The organism is Enterococcus avium, assembly GCF_002891025.1.
GTDB lineage: Bacteria > Bacillota > Bacilli > Lactobacillales > Enterococcaceae > Enterococcus_A > Enterococcus_A avium.
On sequence record NZ_NBSL01000002.1, the window covers coordinates 2,056,791 to 2,075,241 of the forward strand.

Here is an 18,451-nt window from a genome sequence, read left to right on the forward strand (position 1 = left end):
GCAAAAGTTGAATCAACATCCTTTTTGCTAAAAGTATAGCATAATCAGCAAGAAAACGCTTTTGTTCGTAAAAAGGGCGTTTCAAAAAAAATCTGAAACAGCCACACTGTCTCAGATTTTTTTCTTTTATGCCAACGCACCCATTGGGTCCCAAGGTGCTAGAACTGTTGGTTCTGCCTCGAAGGCAGCTAATTGTTCTGGTGTTAAAAATTCTTTGCGAACAACGATTTGATAGGTGTATTCATCCATCCATTCGTCACTCATTACAAAAAAGCCCTTTTCACCAACTTTTTCTCCCCAGCTGTTTTCGACTTTCCATTTTTTCGCCTGACCATCAATCAAGTCGACACCGGTCAAAACCATCGCGTGGGTCATCAAGCTTTCGCCATAGTCTAATCGCTCAGCCTTTGTCATGGTCAAATCAACGTCAAATAAATCTTCGACATCATAGGCATCTAAGGCCATGATTCCGCTGTCGCGGGTTGAGGATTGACCAACATCGCAGCCAAACCAGACAGATTCGCCTTGCTCTAATTGCTTAACCGCCAATGCCTTGAAATCCTCCATCTCAAGATTCAAATATTTTACCTGTTTACCATCCACTACATTTCCTAACATATCCACCGTATAGGATTTCATGAAAGGCTTGTCTTCAGTCGGCGCATTGATAATACTGATATACTCATCTAAATCTACATCAACATATTTATCATAGAAGCTTTGTGGAGTCAGTCCTTGATCCAAATGATAATTTTTTTCTTCATCACGATATTCAAAATCAAACACTGTTGGCGGTGTCCCCAATGAGATCGCCAAAAGATTATAGACTTCCTGCAGCATCGCTTCACGGTTTGCTTGAATCTCTTCTTCTGTCGCCTCTTCCAAGACCATCTGACGGAGCAGAACCGCGTGTTTGCGTAATAATTTATTTAAATAATTATTTAGATCGCGAGAGTTTGAACTGTTGCTGCTTTCCGGCATCACACTTTTCGGTACGACTCCATATTTCTGGAAAAGAGACACAATCATATCCCATTGCCCACCATCTTGCTGCGGTGTTTGCAGCAAAAAGGCCACCTCGCGGCTCGTTACAGGCTGATCTGCTGTATTCAATATATTTTCATAGAAGTAATTTGCCTTCTCGTATTTATCCCAAAAGAAGGTATAGTTTTGTGAAAGCTCAAAGTCCTTCAGCTGAAAGGTCGTCAACAGTTTGTGCCGAAACGTATTTAATGCCGCAAACATCCAGCAGCGTCCAGATTGTTTTTGGTTTGCGACTTTTCCTGTAGCCAGATCAATGGAGAAGACCGGCGTATTTTCCACATGTGTCTGAATATTTTCCGCAGAGGCCCGAATACCATTTTTTACTACGCCTCGTTGCAATGCGATTTGTTTAGAATTTTGTTCAAAAGCTTTTCGAAAAGCTTGGGTTCGTTCATTTGTAATTTTTGCCATAAAAAACGCCTCCTTGCCCCTCATTTTACGCTTAATGAGGCAAAGAGACAATTAGTTTACAAACTAGGCTGCAAAACTGCTTTTCCTTTTTCGATCCATTGACCCAGTCGTTTGCTTGATAGCAGCACCGTTAGCAACATACTCCCGAGAAACAATAAAAGAACTTCTAAAGAGCTGATTTCGAAATCAAGCTCAAGGGCTCTCAAGCCTTTCACTAAAAAACCGTGAAGCAAATACACCGTCAACGTATTTTTTCCCCAATTGGAGAAAAAGTGCCGTTCTTTTGGGACAATCATCAAGAAAGCAACGATTCCGATTAACCCAGCTATAAAAAAGATCAAACGTTGAGGTCCGCCTAGTAACGGTTGATTGAGATAGTCTTCATAGGGCTTTGAACCAAAGACCCAATACTTATTGATCAAATCGTTTCCCTGTATAAATAGAAACAATCCGCTAAATAGCAGTAAGGCCATCCATTTTTTCGGATATGTCTTCAGCTTTTCGACCCAATTCTTCGGAATCACGTAGCCTAACATGAAATAAGGGAAGAACGTCAATGTTCGTTGAACCGCTAAAAAACGATCAAAAATTGGAAAATACCCCACGAGCAGTGCAATCAGTATACTAGCGATCAAAACCTGTCTTACTGAAAATTTATGCGTCAAATGCAAAAGCACGTTCCAGCAAAACAAGCTCAATAAAAACCATAATGACCATTGCGGAATTCCCAGATCAAGACTGAAGGAATCCTGCAGGCCAATCAACGTGTAATAGCCGGAGTACAACAACTGAAAGAAAATGTAGGGAAGCAACAATTTTTTTACTAAAATCATCAAGGGTTTTGGTCCACTTTTCGCGAAAAAACCTGAGATCAGGATGAACGCGGGCATGTGGAAGGTAAAGATAAAATAGTACAAATCATTATATAGAGGATGATCATTTGCAAACGGCTGTAGAAAGTGACCAAACACAACTAAGATCATCAAGAAAAGTTTTGCGTTGTCAAAATAGGCATCGCGTTTTTCCATCGAATCCCTCCTCGCTATTAGTATAACGAGGATTGTTATTAGGTTCAAAGAGAGTGACTTCGTTTTAAAAAAAGGTCATGCTTTTCTCAATATTTCACTCATATTTAAGCTTTTTATTCATATAAAATTCACTTTTTAGGTGTAAAAAAATAGAGACGATCAAAAGATCATCTCTAAAACTCCGGCAGTAGGACTCGAACCTACGACATCATGATTAACAGTCATGCGCTACTACCAACTGAGCTATGCCGGAAGAATACTTTACTATAATATCAATTTTTATTTCATGATGCAATCCTAATTTTCAAAAATTAGATGGAACTGCTGAAAATTTTTATCGAAATAAAAATGGAACGATTTCAAATAGAATTAGAGGATTTATTATGTCAAAACACAAGCACCAAAAAAGAAAGAAAAATAAATTAACACTTGTTTTTCCGCTTTTTTTAATACTCCTAGCATTCAGCGGAATGTATGCTGAACACAGCTATCCTGAGCATCACGCAACGAAAAAAAGCAGCACACCTGCAACGAAAACAACTACTGATTTGACCAATCAGCAACCAATCGAACCAAAAAATGCTACGTCCGCTGGTATTGAGCAGTTATTGGTAGAAAAAAATTTTAGCGGTACTGTTTTAGTTTTTCAGCATGGACAGGTGATTTTGAATAAAGCTTATGGCTGGAAAGATCAAGCTAGAAGAATCCACAATACGATTCATACACAATATTGCATCGGCTCCGTTCAAAAGGGACAAACTGCCTATTTGATCATGCAGGCGGTTAAATCTGGTAAAATTTCCCTAGAGGAAAAGCTCAGCACCTTTTATCCGCAAATTTCTAATAGTGAGAAAATCTCTATCAAAGATATGCTGAATATGAGTTCTGGGTTACGTATCGACGAAAAGAAAATTGCCGCCTTGAACACTACTGATCCACAAAAAATACTTTCAGAGACAATTCGTCAAACGACTGTGGCTGCGAATTCTAGTTACTCCTATCAACCGGTCAATTATGTTTTGTTAGCTGGAATTTTGGAGCAAGTCTATCATACCGACTACAGCACACTATTTGATAAACTTTTAAGAAAACCAATGAAGCTGAAAGAAACAAGCTTCTATTCAGAAACGAACAATCAGCAGGCTCTTTCATACTCAGAAAGTTCCTCCGGCCCTGTTTACGCTCCTACGACCGTATCTTCTTACGCAGATGAATTAGGAACAGGCAATGTGTTTATGTCGGGGGAGGATTTGTACAGCTATTTTCAAGATCTTTATCAGGACAAATTTTTAACAACACAAGAACGTGCTGCATTATGGCAATCGTATCCAGGTGAAAAATACGCCAGCGGAATCTATAACATGACAAATAACTACCATTCACGAGGAGTTAAGGCACGTTTTGAAGCCCTTGTTGATTTTTCAAAAGATGGTCAAAATGGCATTATTCTGCTCTCAAATGTCTGGACTCAACCAAAGGGATATAATGATATCGTCTCTAAACTATATAAACAAGTCGTCGCAGGCTCGTAAGCGACGACTCGTTTATAAATAAAGAATTCACAGCAGCTAATGCCGCATTTTTTTCTGTTTAACCAGTTGACAAATAAGCTTGTTTTCGCTATTCTATATCTTGTGTTAAATAACTATGCCGCCTTAGCTCAGCTGGTAGAGCGTTTCCATGGTAAGGAAGAGGTCGTCGGTTCAAGCCCGACAGGTGGCTCTTCTAAGAACGTTGAGTTTTCAACGTTCTTTTTTTTTGTTTAGAACTACTTTCAATTCCTGCAAGGTAGCAGCTGGCAAGTGTCAGACCTAATAAAATTCCACCAAAAATATCGGTTCCCCAATGGGCTCCAGACAAAAAACGTCCGATAACCAGCGCAATCATGACCACCAGGCTCACATAGGCGATGATTGCTTTTCCCGTTCCTGTTTCCTTTCTTAATACATAAAAAGCTGACAGTAAGACTGTAATCGCCAGAAAAGTATGACTTGACGGATAGGATGCCTCTAGCTGTCCATCCACTAAAATCGGTCGATAATTGATGATGACTTTTTCAAAAAGAACATAGCAAGCGGCGACTCCAGCATAAAGAAATCCTAGCGCAAGAATTTCCTTGTCCACTAGTAAGAGCTTCTTGCGGGTATACAATTGGAAAAATCCTCGTAAAGCAAAATACCCCACGATTATCAATGGAAAAATCCCTAAGATTTCCGTCACTTGATACCAAAATTCACTAGTACCTATCTTCTGAAATACGTATTGATTAATTGTAGAAAAGCCCACCTCCGAATGCTGCGGACCTATTTTCTGTACATCGAACAAGGATAAAGAAATCGTGTATAAAATAAAGACGATCAATAATCCTATGGCTGTTTCTAATTGCTTCTTTGCTATTTTCATTTGACTAATCCTCTCCTAACAATTATTTGGAAGCTATCCAAATAAAACGTATCAGAGACTGCCAGAAACAAAAAGAAGCGCACCGTCACCTTGATGTGACGATGCGTATCAACGGCTATTTAATAGGGAAATCCCCTTCACTGCCAAAAGCATTAATACATACGTTGCCGGGTATGGATGTCTAGTCATGATGAAAAGCAGTACGCCGAACAACGATAAAATCAAAGAAACCGATCCAATAATTCGTTGTTCTCGCCTAGAAAAAGCGAGTTCAAAAATGCCGAACAGCATTGTTAAAATAACGAATGAAAAAATAATAAGCTTGAAGATAATTGTTTCCTGCGAAAGTTGCCATAAAGAGACAAACGCAATATGGTTCCCTTGTGCTTGACCAAAAATCGGCAGAACAATTAATAAGCCGACCATGCAATCTGAAATACCTAAAAGCAAATGTTGAAAGTTTTTCCGCTGCTGTTGCTGCTCATTTTCTGCAATTGACAGCAATTCACTATTGGATAGCAACTCATCAATAGAAATATCAAAAACCTGCGAAATAGCTTTTAAGGAATCAATACTGGGAAACCCGCGACCTGACTCCCATTTGGAAACTGCTGTTCGTGAGATAAATAGTCTCTCTGCTAATTCTTCCTGCGTCCATTGCCTATTTTGACGTAATTGCTTTAGTTTCTCGTTGAAATCCACTCTAATCTCCCATTCTTTCTTTTCTCCTCAATCATACCATAATAGCAGAACAGAAAAAGGAGCTGGTTCGAAAGTCTTTTAGACTTTCAAACCAGCTCCTATTCACAAATAAACGACGCCTCTATATCATCTTCTATGAGATTTTACTCGTCCTCGTCATCATCGTCACCGATGATCCGTTCATTCACGTGGCAAATATTACTTGTCGCAGATTCGACTAATGCAAGCTCTGTACCGATCAATTCACTATTGATGAAATCAATCACCATCGGCATATTCATTCCTGCGTATAGTTCGATCGCTTGCCCTTCTAAAATCATCCGCGAGACTACATTACAAGGTGTTCCGCCCATCAAATCAGCCAGCACGACAAAATCATCTAAATCCGCAATAACTGCTTCAAATTTTGCGCGAAAATCTTCCGCTGACTCTGCGGGAAGTAAACTGACTGTATGGATGCTTTCTTGCGGTCCCATAATCATTTCCGTACTCTTTTTCAATTCCTCACAAAAGAGTCCATGACTCACTAAAACTAATTGTTTTCCCATTGGTTCGCTCCTCATTATTCATTGGAATCAGCCTAACTTATTTAGAAATCACACCTAATACTGATAATGCCACACAGACAACTAATACGATAAAAATCGCCTTGGTTGAAGTCATGTTCTTTTTACCTAGCATCCAATAAATCGCTGCAACGATTCCTGCTGGTAATAAGCGCGGTAAGATCATATCAAGATTGTTCTGCATATTCAACGTCACATCACCAATGCTCGGTGCCCAAGAGAATTTTACATTGATCATGGTGGCAACTAACGCCCCAACCATGAAGACTCCAAGTAACGTCGCCGCGTCTGTCAAAGCAGTTAAGCGATGCTGCATCGTTGTAACTAAAGAGATTCCTTCACGATAAGCGAATTCCAGTTGTTTCCAACGGAAGATCATCACCGCGATTTGTGCGATGATCCAAATGAAGATACCGGTTGGATTTCCATTGATCGCCATATTCGCTGCCAAGGCCCCAAAAATCGTTGGAATCAATGCGGCGAAGATCGAATCCCCAATTGCCGCAAAGGGACCCATTAACCCAGCCTTCATCCCTGATACAGTGTCTTTTCCGCCGATTCCTTCTTTTTCTTCAATCGCCAAGTCAATCCCAGTCACGATTGTATTGAAGAAGTTTGACGTATTAAAAAATTGTGTATGAGTCTTCATAATTTCTTTTAATTCCGGCGTGTCATCGCCATAAATCTTACGTAATTGCGGCAAGATTGTATAAAGGTAGCCTGATCCTTGCATCCGTTCATAGTTCCAGCCTAATTGGAAGGTAAACAAGCTTCTGCGATTGATCTGCTTAAAATCTTCCTTCGTCAACTTATAATTAGATTTCGTCATCTTCAATCTCTCCTTCATCTGAATCATTGGAAGCAACTTCTTTCGGTGCTGGGGAATTTGGAATCATCTGTCCATTCTTATAACTGATCGCAGCTAAAGCAAATCCGATCAATGCGATGGCTAACATAGGAAGTGAATTGAAAATGCCTTCGAAATTCTTCACAACACCCGCAACACCAGTGCCTAAAACCTGCATATTCGTAAAGACTGTTCCTAGTAACGCTGTTAACGTGAACCCTAGGATCAAGTAAGGAAAGTGTTTTTTCACAGGCAAGTAACGTAATAAAATCGCAAACCCGACAGCTGGTAAAACTGCTCCGGCTACAGATAGACCGTCACCTAACCATTTCAAATCACCATTCAAGACAGCAACAACCTTTTCGACTAAGCCTCCACCAAATGCCAGCGCTAGAAAGACTGGAATCATGCGAGAAAATGACCATGGAATGGCCCCCATCAAGAAGTTGCGTTCAATGCCTTTATAATTCATATCTTCGACTAATTTATCAATCCGATGAGCGAAATACGTATTGGCAAAACGAGCCAAAATATCTAATTGAATCATCAAGCTGGCAACTGGTACCGCAATTGCCGCGATTGCTTGCTCTGGATTCATTCCCAATGCTACTGAAAAAGCTGTTGCTAGAATCGTTCCGGAGTTAGCGTCAATTTTTGATGCGCCTCCAAATGTACCGACACCTAGTACGGTCAATTGCATACTACCGCCAATAATAAGTCCTGCTTTTAAATCGCCCATTACTAGGCCGGCAAATAATCCGGCAAAGACTGGTGCACTCAATGATGAATAAATTTGTAATTCATCTAAAATTTGATACCCTGCATATAATGTTAATAATAAGATCTGCCACCATAAGATATCCATTTACTTATCCTCCTATTTCGCTAATAGATTCATAAAGTCTTCTGCTTTATCACTTGGTACCATTTGTGCGATCAATCGAACGCCTTTAGCATGTAATTGGTTGAATACTTCTACATCCTGATCGACAACATTGATTGATTTAGTAATTGAACGCGTTTCATCTGTTTGCGACATATTTCCAACATTGATTTCTTCAATTGGAACACCTAACTCAACTAGCTTCAATAAACGATCGGGTTTGCGGGCAATGATCAATAGACGTTGAGAATCATATTTCCCTGCTAAGATATTGTTAGCGGCTTTTTCAATCGGCAGCACGCTTAGCTTCACGCCTGCTGGAGTAGCCAGCTTCAGTCCGCTTTTTTCAATATCATTTTGTGCCACTTCATCATCTACCACCATGATCCGCGTAATATTCAGTTTTGTTGTCCATAAGTTTGCTACCTGTCCGTGAATCAAACGTCCGTCAATTCTTACTCCAATAATACTCATTGTTATCCCTCTTTCATTTCTTTATATAATGGTTTTTTTACCAATTGAATCTCTGGTTGAAAGGTTCCTTCTGTTTCAAAAATCACGATTTCATTGTTGCCTTCTTTAAGTAATCCCTTAGGAATATAAAGCGATAGTGTTGGGCCAACTTCCCAAAATCGTCCGATATTTACTTGATTGACAAAAACGACACCTTTTCCAAAATTCGACAGATCGATAAAGCTGTCTTCCACTTCATCAAGCACTACTTCATAGCGATAAAAACTTGGCTGCTCTGGCTGCCATTCTCTTGAATAATCAACTGCCTCACAAGAATCCAGCGGCAAGCAATACTGCGACCAATCAGTGAGGAAATGCAGATCAGCCATGACTCCTGTTCGAATCCCCTTATTTTGTGTATCAGCAAATAATTTGTGTCCGTAATTAACCCGCCCCATATTTTCAATCAATATGTCTAATTGATTGGTTTCTTCAGTCATCGGAACAATGATATCCTCGCCGATTTGCGTCTGATACTGTGTCGCTTGTAATTTTTGATTTAGAAATAGCTGACTACGATCGCGACCATCAATGACTCTCAGTCTTTCTTCTTCCGCGTCCTTTTTAATCGATGTGCGATACAGAATGTAGCCAGTATTTTGTCCTAGCATTTCCATCGTCTCTGGATATGTCGTTTTCACCGGTTGACTGATCGTGTCTAAAGTTGAAAACAAGCTGACTTTATTTCTTAAAGGAATTCCTTTTACTTCCATTGTGTTCTTTGTCAACGGTTCCATTTGTTGAATCTCAGGAAACGTATCATGAATCATTTTTTGAATTGCGAAATATTTTTCGGTTGGATTGCCCTGCTCATTTAGCGGAGCCCCGTAATCATAAGAAGTAATTTGCGGCAAATCAATGACTCCTCGTGCGGAGCAGCCATTCATAAAACCAAAATTCGTTCCCCCATGAAACATATATAGATTGATACTGCCTCTAATTAAGACTTCCTTAACTGCTTCCGCCAACTCCTCGGCATCTCGTTGAACAATAGGTTCCTTCCAGCGATTGAACCAGCCATCCCAAAATTCCATGCACATCAGGGGCCACTTTTTTCCGTGTTCATCGAAGAAACTCTGCATGGATGCAAAATTCTCTTCGGCCTTTGAACCAAAATTGCCCGTAACTAAAATATCTTCTTCTATCATGCTGCCTGCTCTAAGTGTCGCACGCCAAGGCCCATCTGAAGTGAAAAACGGAACCGTGATTCCTCTGTTTATCATCAAATCTCGAACCGAACGTAAATAGTCTTTTTCTTCTCCATATGAACCATATTCATTCTCGATTTGGATCATCAAAATATTTCCGCCATTTGACAACTGATGAGGAACCAGTTTCTTTATGAGGACATCATAATAATCAGCCACATGTTTTAAATAACCGATTTCATTTGTTCGGATGCGTGTGTCTTCGTTTAGTAGCCAAGCGGGGAATCCACCAAACTCCCATTCTGCACAAATGTATGGTGATGGTCTTACGATCGCATATAACTCGAGTTCCTTTGCAATTGATAAAAAGCGTTCCAAATCTAGTATTCCTTCAAAATGGAACTCACCTTTTTTTGGTTCATGCAAATTCCATGGTATATACGTTTCAACGGTATTGAAGCCTAAAGCTTTCAGGTTATACAGTGAGTGATACCAATCCGCTGGGTCAATCCGAAAATAATGTATCGCTCCTGACATGATTTTAAAGGGCTGGCCGTTTAAAAGAAAATCTTCTTTAATCTCAAATGTTTTCAAAAGCTCCCTCCTTAAATGAAAGCGTTTTTAATATATTAATATATTAAATTATCCGATACTGAAAGTCAACTCTCCTTATTTTAGTGGAATGTGTTAAAATCAAGCCATAACCACAAAATCAAAAAATTCTAATGAAACTTTTAATTCCTATTCATTGTTTGGAGGTTCCTATGGTCATCCCAAAATACCAAATCATAAAAGATGAACTAAAACAGCAAATCATTTCTGGTAAATTCGAAAATGGCGACAAATTTTATACGGAAGCCGAGTTGGCAGAAATGTTCAGTGTCAGCTCAATCACCGTCATTCGCGCGTTGAATGATTTAGTTAAGGATGGATTCATTGTTCGACATCAAGGCCGTGGTTCTTTCGTCTCGCGCGCCCGTAAAGGAAAAATAGTCGAATTTTCCGATATCGAGTTGTTTCCTATAAGTAATGATCAGGTACAAGTCTTATCAATCACACGAGGAAATGATCCCGTTTATTTAAGTAAGCTCGAATTGCCTGATACAGCATTTTATTACTGCATCAAACGCTTGCGCAAAGCCGAAGAAACTCCGTATATCTATCAGCAGACCTATTTGCCGGAACAATATGTGAATCCTAATTATCAAGAACTGAGCTATTACAATTCCATCTATCAACGCTTTAAGCTAGATTATAATATCCATATGAACGAAGAAGACTTTACCGAAACAAATGAAATCAAGTTCCCGACTCCTTCAGATGCAGCAAAGCTGCTGGAGATTTCTGCTGATGAACCAACTGTTCTCCAAGTCCGTGTGACCAAACGAAGGGATACACAGCAAATGCTGGAATATGTTGAATCCTATAAAAAATGGAACTTTTATAAAATTGAACTGGTCTCAAAAAACAATTAATCCTGACTAGATCGAGCTTATTGCTCGATCTTTTTTACGTTGATCTCTTCAAAATGCATGTCCACATTCGCTGGATTGACATGACCTGTTCGTTCTTCTTGAGCATTGGCCATACCGGCTGCCATACACAGCTTCAGCAGTTCTGTTACGCTCATTTTTTGTGATAAGCCATAGGCAAACCCAGCTATAGTAGCATCACCTGACCCCACTGGATTAACTGTTTTAATCGTTGGAATCGTTACTCGATAGAAAGAATCACGATATTTTGCAAGCGCCCCATCTTTGCCTAGTGACACAACGATCCACTCCACCCCAGTAAACAGAGGCTGAGCTAAAGCACGCTGAAGCGCTTCTAGATCATCAATTGAAAACGGCTGTCCTAATAAAGCTTCTAGTTCTTCAAGGTTTGGCTTAATCAAAAAGGGTTTATGCTCACCGGCTAACACCTGCCTCAAGCTTTCACCAGAGGTATCCACAAGGACTTTTACCACTTGTTCTTCCGCTAATTGAACGAGCCTTTGATAAAAATTCAATGGGAGCCCTTTAGCCAGACTGCCTGAAATGGTGACAATCTCGGCTTCTTTAACCAACTCCTGAAAATTTTCCAAAAAAGCCTGCTGTTCCGCTTCTGAAACTGTCGGACCAGCTTCTAATATTTCCGTCTGGTTTCCTTCATGCAAGATCGCAATTGAATCTCGACTTTCTTCTTGGATCGCTGTAAATGCCTGCTTGATATCTGCTTTCTTTAATTCTTCCGAGATATAAGCGCCATGAAAACCGCCTAAAACACCCGTTGCTAAAACATCGCCCTTCAAATCATGAATGACACGCGTGACATTAAGTCCTTTTCCGCCAGCTGTTTTACTCACCTGATCGGTTCGATTGACCGTGTCTAGCTTCAGTTTCTCCAGTGGATAAGAAATATCAATGGACGGGTTCATCGTTACTGTTACTATCACGAGCTCGCCTCCTAGTTCACCGCTGCTTCTTCTACGACTTGAACTTTGTCATGCCATGAGCTTGCCGTTTGTTTTAACACGTTGTTCAAGCTTTCGATATTTTCACGACCTTCGCTTTGCAGCCAGTCACGAGCAGCAGCTTCACCTGATTCAATAAACGGCTTTACACCATTTTTCCAGGTGGCACGCCCACAGAGCACACCATTGAAGGTGGAGCCAGCTTCTTTAGCAAATACCAATGTTTGTTGGAATAGCTCCGTTGAAACACCTGCGCTTAAGAAAATAAATGGTAAATCCGTTGCTTGGCTTTGTTCTAAGAAATAGTTTGCCGCTTCTTCTTTTGTATAAGCGATTTCACCAGTACCAAAGCCTTCAACGAAATTCATATTCACTGGGACCTCCACTTTTAGAACATCCACTTTGTATTGCGGTTTTGAGAATTCCTTCATCATATCATTGACCTTGTGCGGTTTCACTTTAGCATAGTCAAATGAACCAGCATCTGAAATTTGCGCATCATAAGAAACCAATTCTAAGTAAAATGGCAAATCTTCTTCTGCACATTCACTGCCTAACCGTTCGACAAAGACATGCTTTTGATGATTGATCGCAGGATCTTCATCCACATCATAATAAAGTAAAAACTTGATAGCATCGGCACCTTGTTCTTTTAGTCGTAAAACCGACCAATCCGCTAATAGATCAGGTAAACGTCCTGGTGTGGTTGCATCGTAGCCTGTTTTTTCATATGCCAGCAATAGACCTGCATCTGCATGACGTACTTTTGCTGCAGGCAGACCGTATTCAGGGTCCAATAAGATCGAAGACGCATATGGTGTCAGCTCGCTCGATACCAATTCTTTAAAATGCTCAATATGCTTATCCGTTGGTTCGACATTTAACGCTTTGATCATTTTTTTTAACGCCCCACGTTGATCAATTGCTAAGGCACTGATAATGCCATCCTTTGTTGATAAACGGTCCATCGCCGCTTTTTTACCTGTTGTTAATGTAAGCATGTTTCTTCCTCCCAGTTAATTCCTATTTATAGTCATGAATCGTTACGCCTTTTACCACTCGATTGACTGTTCCCGTTGGTGAAGGCGTGTCAGGTGTATTCGCAACTTTCACCGATGTTAAAAGCGCGACAGTTTGTGCTACCATGACATAGCCTAGTGCTAAATAGGCATCTGGAAGTAAAGAAGTCCCAGTTGCAAACTCGAACGTATCCCCAGAGAAATTCCGTTTTCCGGGTTGAGTGATAGCAAAGACACCGGAAGCGATTTCATCTTCGTGAACTTCTTCTAAGATATCTAAATCGTAATCCCGCGTGTATGGATCATTATTGACAAAACCGAACATAATAGTTTTTTCATTGATAAATGATTTTGGTCCGTGTCTAAAGCCCATCGATGAATCAAAGACTGTCGCGATTTTTCCAGCGGTCAGTTCTAGGATTTTTAATTGTGCTTCTCTGGTCAAGCCTGCTAAACTGCCGGAACCGACATAAACAATTCGTTCAAAATCAAGTGCGACAATTTCTTCGATGTCATGCTCACGGGCGATCACTTCGTTTCCTAAAGCGTTCAATGTTTCTACATAGTTTTGCTTTTCCTCTAGTGCTGTTTGATCAAATGTCAGCAACGCGCCTAGTGTCATACAGGAGAAGCTGCCAGTCATGGCAAAACCGTCATCATTCGAACGAACAGGCATTAAGAATAAAAAGCTCTTGGAATCGGCTTGGCTGATTTGCGCCAATTTTCCCTCTTTTGCACAGGTGATTGATAAATGATGGATCGTATCCACGACTTGATTTGCGATTTCAACTGCTGCCAAACTTTCAGGACTGTTTCCGCTTCTGGCAAAGGATACCAGTAAGGTCGGTTCCTCTTTGATTAAATATTCTTCAGGCTCCGCCACGATGTCAGTGGTTCCGATACTTTCAAAGCTGAATGCTTGACGATCGCCGTGTTTGCGCAAATAAGGAACCAGCGTGTCGCCTACATATTGGGAGGTTCCTGCACCGGTGAAAATTACGCGTGTACGCTGACCCTTTGCTTGTTTTTGGACTTCTGTAAGAAAATTTTCTAATTCCCCTTGGGCTGACTGATAAAGGTCAATCGTTTCTTTCCAAAGTTCCGGCTGTTGGCGAATCTCACGCGTCGTGATCTCCGCTCCCATTTGTTCCAATTTTTCTTTTTCTATTGTAAACATGCTTTAATTCTCCTAACTATTTCGAATATGACGAATCTGATAATGAAATTGATCCGCGCGAGCAACGCTCAAAGTAAATTCAATGATTTCATTTTTCATATTGTAGGTCTGACGGACTAAATGCAGGACTGGTGCTCCTTCAGGGATCATCAGCTGTTTCGCGTCATCCTTTGAAGCGATGCTGGCATAAAGCTCTTCATCTGCTAAACGGACCGTTTGCTTAAAATCTTCTGAAAAAAGATCGTACAAGGGCTTGCTTCTTAATAGCTGATCATCTAATGACAAGAAGAATTTGACAGGCAGATAGCTATCTTCAATCATTAAAGGCTCTCGATCCGCGATCCGCAGCCGACTCAATTTGAAAACTGCTTCTCCTAAAGGAAGATTGAGTCGTTGTGCGATAAATTTATCGGCTTCCATTTTTTCAAAGGATAAAATTCGCGTCTCAGGATGTCTGCCGAGGCTTTTCATTTGTTCGGTAAAGCTGTAGGCACCAGCTAAATCTGCAGCAGCTGTTTTGATATCAGAGACAAATGTCCCTTTTCCATGACGCCGATAAATGTACCCCGTGTTTTCCAGCTCTTGCAAAGCTAAACGAACCGTCGTCCGACTAACTCCGTACTGAGCTGTTAATTCCCGCTCAGATGGCAGCTTATCATGAGGAATCATGCCACTTTCCATCCGCTTCTTCAATAAATCTACAAGTTGATGATACAAAGCTTTGTTTTTAAAAGAATTTTCCATGGGCTTCTCCTTCTTTTAAACTGGTTATAACCACAACCCAATGGTAAGGTGGTTTTTTTACCTTTGTCAACAATAAATCTTTTAGTAATTTTACTGTCGGCTTAAAATGCTGTTTTATCAAGTTTTCGTAAGATAAAATATGCTAGTAGAATTTTTCTTTCAAACTATATTCAAATAAACTTTTCAATAATTGGTATGAAAATCTAATACCAGTTGACGCAATTAGAGCATAAGAAAACCACCGGAGAATGAATTCTCCGGTGGACTTTTTGTATGATTAACCTTCTTATTGAAGATCACTGATCTTAAACTCTATTCCAAGGGCGTTTCTATAATATTCTGGATACATCTCCTTCCCACATTTTTCACAGGTAAATTGGGGAGGATTGTTCGGATCATTTGCAATATCTGCATCATCTAAAAATTTTACTACATCCATTGGGATTGATTCTTTTTCACCACAACTTAGACATATAAATTTCACGTTGGCGTTCCCAATCCCAGCGAATTGCTTTAAAAGTTTTTTCTTTTTCTTCTTCATACTGTTGCCTGAATTCTTTTTGGTCAATTTTTCGATTCTCCTCTCGCATAAACCGCTTTGCATGGTTATCTTTCGCATATTTAATAACTAACCTTCCATTTTTGCGCACACTCATCCCAACGAATTCATAGTACTCACCGCAACAAGAACATTCTAAGGGATTTTCACCAAATTCTTCGGTTATTCTTTCTTCCCAGGATTTTGGTCTTAAGGCCTCATTCAGATTGATAAACCGCTTTTTTACTCGTTTCTGATACTCCTTCATGACCTTTTTCATTAATGTTTTGATTCTACGACTATAGATTCCATAGCGACGAATCGTTTTGAAATTCTTATTTTGAATATGGCGAATCAGTGCAGCTATGAATTCGTCTATACTCATGGTCATCGTCTCTTTAGTATTCGTTCGTTTGTCCATATAGTTGAACATGACAGTGTCGCCATCATACATTAAGATTCGGCTTAATGCGATCGGGCCACGCTTCATATAACGACTGATGTATTGGAGTAGTGACTTTAGATTTGTCCTGCTCCTTTTAGGAGCATTTACGTAAAACCCTTCTCCATTGTTCTTGTACGCAGCTTGTAATCTTGATTGAACTCTTTGCTTGTCCCACTCACCTAACGTTCGTCTAATTAGTTTCAATACAGCATTTTTCCAGTATTTTCTTAACATAGAAAAAGGTAAATAATCGTATTCTTCCCAACTTCCATCTCTTGTTAAGCCACCCATAGTAACAACCATATGAACATGCGGATTAAATTCTAGTTTTGATCCAAAGGTGTGGATTGTAGCTACTATACCTGCCTTCACCTTTCTTTTCTCAAAATAGGCAAGAATAATTTTTGCGGCTTCATCCATTAGTCCTTTCAGTAAGGAATCTCGATAGTTTTCCATCATAAAGATTTCCCGTAACCCCTCATTGATCGTAAAGATTACGTGCCGATGTGTCACTTTAAACATATCATTCGCCACAACCGCTGACCAACTTTGGCTTTCACCTGTTGCACACGTTGGACAGAACTTTCCACGACATTTCAAGGGAACAAACTTTGTTTGATGACATCCTTCGCAGACAAACAGTCGGTATCCTTTTTGAATATCTCCACAATATCTAAACTTGTTTACTTCCCGTTTGACGACTAGCCGAATCTTTCGCCCGTATTTCTCAACAAAGTTATCCCAATTATGGTGTTCGTCAAAAAAGATTGCTTCGAGAATATTCGCTTTCATAGTAATATTTTACTTGTTCAAAAACAAAATGAAAAGGGCTAAAAGACTGGTAGTGCAGCCTTTTTAGCCCTTAACTTTTTATACTTTCTTTACTGTTTAAAAAAAGTGCCAACCCGCAGGTTAGCACGTTCACTTATATCTGATTTTTTCTTAAAAAACTAAGACTGGTGTTCCCTCATCAAGCATAGGATACAGCTCAGCCATTTTGGCCGGAGGCGTATTGATACAGCCATGAGAGCCGCGATACAGCCACAAATCTCCGCCATAGGCGTACTGCCAATCGGAATCATGGATACCAACACCTGTATCGTCGATTGGCATCCAATACCGGACAGGACTAGCATATTTAGAGCCGTCGTCATTCAAACCTCTCAGCACCTGATCCATTGACTTGCTTCGAACATAGTTTAATCCAGGAGGAGTCGGCGTTGACGGTTTTCCACTGACGATATCCGTTTCAAATTGCAGCTTTCCTTCTTTGTAATACCACATGTGCTGATTTTGCAGATCCACCTCTACATAAGTATTGCCAATGCTTGTCTGAATATTTTCTACATCACTTACTACTTTTGGTACACGATTAAAGTTCTCGCCTTTTAGAATCTGAGCACTTAATTCCTTCACCTCTGAAGGAATATCGATCGTCCAGTTATAAAGACCTGCAGGAACAGAAACGGTTCCTCGTAAAGTACTGTTAAAGGATGTCGGATTTTCTTTCGTATTGTTTTCTTCATTCAACTTCGTCACAAAAGCCGTCACCTGATCCTGTTTCAAAAGCACTTCCGCTTTTTCATTGGTAGTTAACCAGCTGCTAAGTTCTTGGGGAGGAATCGTTAGCTGCTTTCCGCCAATCGTATAGACTGCCTTTAGCTTGGCTAATTGATTCATTTTAGTCTTTAATTTTTTTAATGTACTATCTTCTTTAGTCAGAACTGGCTGGGCGTAATAATCCTCCGTATCTAGTGAATCCTCACCATTTTCCAGATACTTCTTTAAAGCAGTTTTGACCGCTTCGACATCAAAGGTATCTCCTTGCTTTTCTGGGACAATCACAAAATGATCCTCTTGCCATTCAATCATAGCATTTTTTGTCGGCACACGCGCAGCGTTTGTTTGAAGGAGCACTGTACCCAAACTATCTATCAATTGATCTACTTTGGATTGATCGTATATATTCGGCAAATCGTACTGGCTGCCAAACAAGCTGGTAATTCCCCAAGCAAATGGTTTTTGATTTTGCTTGATTTTGCTAAGCTCCTCCAGATGATCTGTTTGCCAGCCCAATTCACTTCGTTTAAATTGCTTCCATATGGTACTGCCCAGGTGAATTTCAAAGGGCGCCTCTGTTAATTCAGCATTTATTTTTTTATTCGCCTGCTCAAGCGTTAATCCGCCAACATTGATACTGTTTACCTTCGTTTTCGGTAACAACCGATCCGCATAATGAACACTCTTAAATGAATAAAAACTAACAACTACAAGTAAAACCACCAAACTGATAATAATGATTTTTTTCGTTTTCTCTTGAAAAAAATCCTCCCTAATACCTCTCAAAATATACCCTCACTTTTCTCGCTTAAAATTGATGCATTCACGCCAACTACCCCTGCTGGCTAAGAAATACTATAACTTTATTACCATCATATTTTATCAGAAAAATAATGGCTTTTGGCCGATAAATTATGACTTTTTTATGAAGTAGCATATATACTAAGTTAAAAATATTTTTAGCAAACATT

The 18,451-nt window shown here is 39.9% G+C and carries 18 protein-coding genes and 2 tRNA genes; 3 read left to right on the top strand and 17 right to left on the bottom strand.

The features are described 5' to 3' along the window. Nucleotides 1-126 precede the first annotated feature (126 nt). The 3 genes from AUF14_RS10460 to AUF14_RS10470 form a co-directional block, all read right to left on the bottom strand. A complete protein-coding gene (locus AUF14_RS10460) occupies nt 127-1,455 on the bottom strand; it encodes a C1 family peptidase (RefSeq protein WP_049222028.1) in 1,329 nt (442 codons plus the stop codon). A gap of 56 nt (nt 1,456-1,511) precedes the next feature. Then, the gene (locus tag AUF14_RS10465; RefSeq protein WP_048721788.1) at nt 1,512-2,483 is read right to left on the bottom strand and encodes an acyltransferase family protein; all 972 of its coding nucleotides are present in this window, start codon (nt 2,481-2,483) and stop codon (nt 1,512-1,514) included. A 179-nt stretch (nt 2,484-2,662) separates the two neighbouring features. Continuing rightward, a tRNA-Asn gene (locus AUF14_RS10470) sits at nt 2,663-2,736 on the bottom strand. Between the two features lie 217 nt (nt 2,737-2,953). Here AUF14_RS10470 and AUF14_RS10475 point away from each other — a divergent pair. Both AUF14_RS10475 and AUF14_RS10480 read left to right on the top strand, forming a co-directional pair. Continuing rightward, the gene (locus AUF14_RS10475) at nt 2,954-4,015 is read left to right on the top strand and encodes a serine hydrolase domain-containing protein (RefSeq protein ID WP_226080546.1); all 1,062 of its coding nucleotides are present in this window, start codon (nt 2,954-2,956) and stop codon (nt 4,013-4,015) included. Between the two features lie 117 nt (nt 4,016-4,132). Continuing rightward, nucleotides 4,133-4,205: transfer RNA gene (locus tag AUF14_RS10480), tRNA-Thr, on the top strand. A gap of 3 nt (nt 4,206-4,208) precedes the next feature. On the opposite strand, the gene AUF14_RS10485 is transcribed toward AUF14_RS10480, so the two are convergent. The 7 genes from AUF14_RS10485 to AUF14_RS10515 all read right to left on the bottom strand — a co-directional run bounded on the left by AUF14_RS10485 (nt 4,209) and on the right by AUF14_RS10515 (nt 10,139). After that, the gene (locus tag AUF14_RS10485) at nt 4,209-4,886 is read right to left on the bottom strand and encodes a phosphatase PAP2 family protein (protein ID WP_016181200.1); all 678 of its coding nucleotides are present in this window, start codon (nt 4,884-4,886) and stop codon (nt 4,209-4,211) included. Between the two features lie 108 nt (nt 4,887-4,994). After that, on the bottom strand, nt 4,995-5,588 hold the full coding sequence (locus AUF14_RS10490; protein WP_049221654.1) for a helix-turn-helix domain-containing protein: 594 nt from the start codon (nt 5,586-5,588) through the stop codon (nt 4,995-4,997). A 143-nt stretch (nt 5,589-5,731) separates the two neighbouring features. Beyond that, entirely contained in the window at nt 5,732-6,136 is a 405-nt protein-coding gene (locus tag AUF14_RS10495) for a PTS sugar transporter subunit IIA (RefSeq protein ID WP_048719460.1), read from the bottom strand. A 37-nt stretch (nt 6,137-6,173) separates the two neighbouring features. After that, nucleotides 6,174-6,983 (bottom strand): PTS system mannose/fructose/sorbose family transporter subunit IID, encoded by an 810-nt coding sequence (locus AUF14_RS10500; protein WP_049221656.1) that lies wholly within the window; start codon nt 6,981-6,983, stop codon nt 6,174-6,176. Beyond that, on the bottom strand, nt 6,970-7,866 hold the full coding sequence (locus AUF14_RS10505) for a PTS mannose/fructose/sorbose/N-acetylgalactosamine transporter subunit IIC (RefSeq protein WP_049221658.1): 897 nt from the start codon (nt 7,864-7,866) through the stop codon (nt 6,970-6,972). Before AUF14_RS10505 ends, AUF14_RS10500 begins: the two co-directional genes overlap by 14 nt. A 12-nt stretch (nt 7,867-7,878) precedes the next feature. After that, nucleotides 7,879-8,358 (bottom strand): PTS system mannose/fructose/N-acetylgalactosamine-transporter subunit IIB, encoded by a 480-nt coding sequence (locus AUF14_RS10510; protein ID WP_016181195.1) that lies wholly within the window; start codon nt 8,356-8,358, stop codon nt 7,879-7,881. A 2-nt stretch (nt 8,359-8,360) separates the two neighbouring features. Further along, nucleotides 8,361-10,139 (bottom strand): glycoside hydrolase family 35 protein, encoded by a 1,779-nt coding sequence (locus tag AUF14_RS10515; protein ID WP_049221660.1) that lies wholly within the window; start codon nt 10,137-10,139, stop codon nt 8,361-8,363. Between the two features lie 170 nt (nt 10,140-10,309). Here AUF14_RS10515 and AUF14_RS10520 point away from each other — a divergent pair, with 170 nt between their 5' ends. Next, the gene (locus AUF14_RS10520; RefSeq protein ID WP_016181193.1) at nt 10,310-11,020 is read left to right on the top strand and encodes a GntR family transcriptional regulator; all 711 of its coding nucleotides are present in this window, start codon (nt 10,310-10,312) and stop codon (nt 11,018-11,020) included. 17 nt (nt 11,021-11,037) lie between these two features. On the opposite strand, the gene AUF14_RS10525 is transcribed toward AUF14_RS10520, so the two are convergent. The 7 genes from AUF14_RS10525 to AUF14_RS10555 all read right to left on the bottom strand — a co-directional run bounded on the left by AUF14_RS10525 (nt 11,038) and on the right by AUF14_RS10555 (nt 18,266). Beyond that, a complete protein-coding gene (locus AUF14_RS10525) occupies nt 11,038-11,979 on the bottom strand; it encodes a hexose kinase (RefSeq protein WP_049221663.1) in 942 nt (313 codons plus the stop codon). A gap of 11 nt (nt 11,980-11,990) precedes the next feature. Next, nucleotides 11,991-12,998: a tagatose-bisphosphate aldolase gene (gene lacD, locus AUF14_RS10530; protein WP_048720769.1), complete on the bottom strand. Its 1,008-nt coding sequence runs from the start codon at nt 12,996-12,998 to the stop codon at nt 11,991-11,993. 22 nt (nt 12,999-13,020) lie between these two features. Then, complete coding sequence (gene agaS, locus AUF14_RS10535; RefSeq protein WP_049221666.1) at nt 13,021-14,193, bottom strand: SIS domain-containing protein; 1,173 nt, start codon at nt 14,191-14,193, stop codon at nt 13,021-13,023. Between the two features lie 12 nt (nt 14,194-14,205). Then, nucleotides 14,206-14,937, bottom strand: a complete 732-nt coding sequence (locus AUF14_RS10540) for a GntR family transcriptional regulator (RefSeq protein WP_016181189.1) — start codon at nt 14,935-14,937, stop codon at nt 14,206-14,208. A gap of 286 nt (nt 14,938-15,223) precedes the next feature. Beyond that, nucleotides 15,224-15,376 carry a hypothetical protein gene (locus AUF14_RS10545; protein WP_225844263.1) on the bottom strand — a complete coding sequence of 51 codons (153 nt, stop codon included), beginning with the start codon at nt 15,374-15,376 and terminating at the stop codon, nt 15,224-15,226. A 16-nt stretch (nt 15,377-15,392) separates the two neighbouring features. Further along, nucleotides 15,393-16,712, bottom strand: coding sequence for an IS91 family transposase (locus tag AUF14_RS10550; protein ID WP_102866031.1), 1,320 nt, complete (start codon nt 16,710-16,712; stop codon nt 15,393-15,395). 150 nt (nt 16,713-16,862) lie between these two features. After that, entirely contained in the window at nt 16,863-18,266 is a 1,404-nt protein-coding gene (locus tag AUF14_RS10555; protein WP_102866032.1) for a L,D-transpeptidase family protein, read from the bottom strand. Between the last annotated feature and the right edge of the window lie 185 nt (nt 18,267-18,451).